Origin of the sequence: Anabaena sp. UHCC 0253 (genome assembly GCF_009712085.1) — a bacterium.
In the GTDB taxonomy this organism is placed as follows: domain Bacteria; phylum Cyanobacteriota; class Cyanobacteriia; order Cyanobacteriales; family Nostocaceae; genus Dolichospermum.
The window spans coordinates 273,847-276,079 of sequence record NZ_VILD01000005.1 but is presented as its reverse complement, the minus strand read 5'-3'; the positions used below and the strand labels follow the sequence as shown (position 1 = coordinate 276,079).

Genomic DNA, 2,233 nt, shown 5'->3' with positions numbered 1-2,233 from the left:
TAATATCAGCAAATTTCCCGATTGGCAATTTATTACTTTTGATTCCTCAGCCCCAGATTTACCTAATCTAATCAAAGTTAAAAATCGTCAATATCGCCCTGTAGACTTTATGCCGATTTGTGGAAGAGTTGTTTCTAAACCTGGATATGGGACATTTTCAGAAGCCACCCGTCTCCAAATACCAGTGGTAACTATTCCCCGTGATGATTTTGCAGAAGCAGCGTTTATGTTAGCAGGAATTACCAATTATAATCATCATCAAATTCTCACCGCACCGGAATTTTTTCAGGGAGATTGGGATTTTCTCTATCAGTCACCCCAACCACCAAAACAAACCGAAGCCATAGATAAAAATGGCAATGAAACAATAGCCAAAACCGTGATAGATTATTTGTATAACACTATATAAACTAGCCATGACACACTACCAAAAATTATTAAGAGTTTCCACCAATGGGAAATCATTTCACAACATTACTGCCAAAATTGAAGCCATAGTTGCCGAATCTGGCATAGAAACAGGTCTTTGTAGTTTATTTTTACGTCACACATCAGCTAGTTTAGTAATTCAAGAAAATGCAGATCCTGATGTATTAGTTGATTTAGCTAATTTCATGGCAAAAATAGTCCCAGAAGGCAACTATTACATTCATGATGCTGAAGGACCCGATGATATGCCAGGACATATCCGCACAGTTTTAACCCACACTTCTGAACAAATTCCTATTAATCGTGGTCATTTGGTATTAGGAACATGGCAAGGAATCTATGTTTGGGAACATCGTCAACAAAATAATATGCGAGAGTTAGTAGTTCACATTTCTGGATAAGTAGGTGGATGTGAGATCACTAAAATGTGTGCAGAAAAGTAAAATCGCCCAAAACTTTCTTCTTCCTGTTCTCTTGTCATAACAACAATTTTTAACGCCAAGATTGCAGATTAATGAGGAATCTAAATTGAAACCTATACCCAAAGCTTGTAGGGGCGTTCGCGGAGCGTGCTGGAAGCATCAGCATTCGGACGATTAATTATCGGTTTTTCCCAAGTTTATTTTCCGAATGCTTCGCCCTAACGACTCCTAACTTATCTAGATATTATATCTTTGCTTTTCTAGGTGCAAAGCAGCCTCTACTTTCTGGTATTGTGTAATTACCTGTGGTACTAAAGAAGCTGCATCTTTCGTATTACCATCACGTCCCAAATCTTCTAATCTTTTGCAAAGGTTAGATAGCTCCTTTGCTCCAAAAATAGCACTACTAGATTTAAGTGTATGCGCTTCTAATCGAAGATTTTTGGCATTATCTTGAGTAATTGCATCACCCAGAGCTTGTAATCGTTGGGGTGAATCTTCTAAATAGGAATCAATTAACATAATAAATTCGCTAACTACGTGATCACAAATACTTTCTCTTAATTCTTTTAAAGTTTCTGTATCTAGAATTTGCATATTTTTAGGTAAAGATTCAGGCATTTGTTGACTCATTGGATCTGGTTTATGACAATTACTTAAAGCTTGTGTTAATTCCTCAAGTCGAATTGGTTTTGTTGTGTAGTCATTCATCCCTAATGCTAAACATTTTTCCCTATCCCCCTGCATTGCATTAGCAGTCATGGCTATAATCCAAGGACGACACGATAATGGCCATTCTTCGCAAATTTTCTGAGTCGCAGTTAATCCATCCATTTCTGGCATTTGTATATCCATGAGAACAACATCATAATATTGTCTTCGTAAAGCTATTAATACTTCTAAACCATTCGCTACTACATCAGGACGATATCCAAGACGCTGTAAAATATTTACAGCTACCTTCTGATTCACCACATTATCTTCTGCCAAAAGAATTTTTAATGGTAATTGCTCTGCTAGATGAGAATTAAATTGTGATAATGTCAGAGATGTAGCATTATCTTTAGGTATAACATCATTACTAAAAATTTTAATTAAGATATTCGCTAGATAGGATTTTTTAATGGGTTTATTTAGATAAGCAGCAAAATTAATATTTTTTATTTCCGCATGATGGTCTAGGGATCCGACACCAATAGACGTTAACATAATTAAAGGTAACTGACGACAATTAGGCATTTTACGAATTTCTCCAGCCAGAGTTAAACCATCCATTTCTGGCATTTCCATATCTAAAATAGCTAAATCAAACTTTTGGTGTTGCAAATAGGCGATCGCTTCTCTTCCTGAAGGCGCAACAATAGGTATCATCCCAAAAGATT

General features: G+C 36.3%; 2 protein-coding genes and 1 pseudogene. 2 read left to right on the top strand and 1 reads right to left on the bottom strand.

Translation table 11 applies throughout. The features are described 5' to 3' along the window. Both FJR38_RS15505 and FJR38_RS15500 read left to right on the top strand, forming a co-directional pair. A pseudogene (locus tag FJR38_RS15505) lies at nucleotides 1-409 on the top strand (glycosyl transferase); the annotation flags it as partial. A 7-nt stretch (nucleotides 410-416) separates the two neighbouring features. After that, nucleotides 417-830 (top strand): secondary thiamine-phosphate synthase enzyme YjbQ, encoded by a 414-nt coding sequence (locus FJR38_RS15500; protein ID WP_168496528.1) that lies wholly within the window; start codon nucleotides 417-419, stop codon nucleotides 828-830. Nucleotides 831-1,088: 258 nt separating this feature from the next. Here FJR38_RS15500 and FJR38_RS15495 read toward each other — a convergent pair. Then, nucleotides 1,089-2,233 (bottom strand): response regulator (locus FJR38_RS15495; protein WP_168538016.1); only part of this gene is annotated, 1,145 nt, incomplete at its 5' end.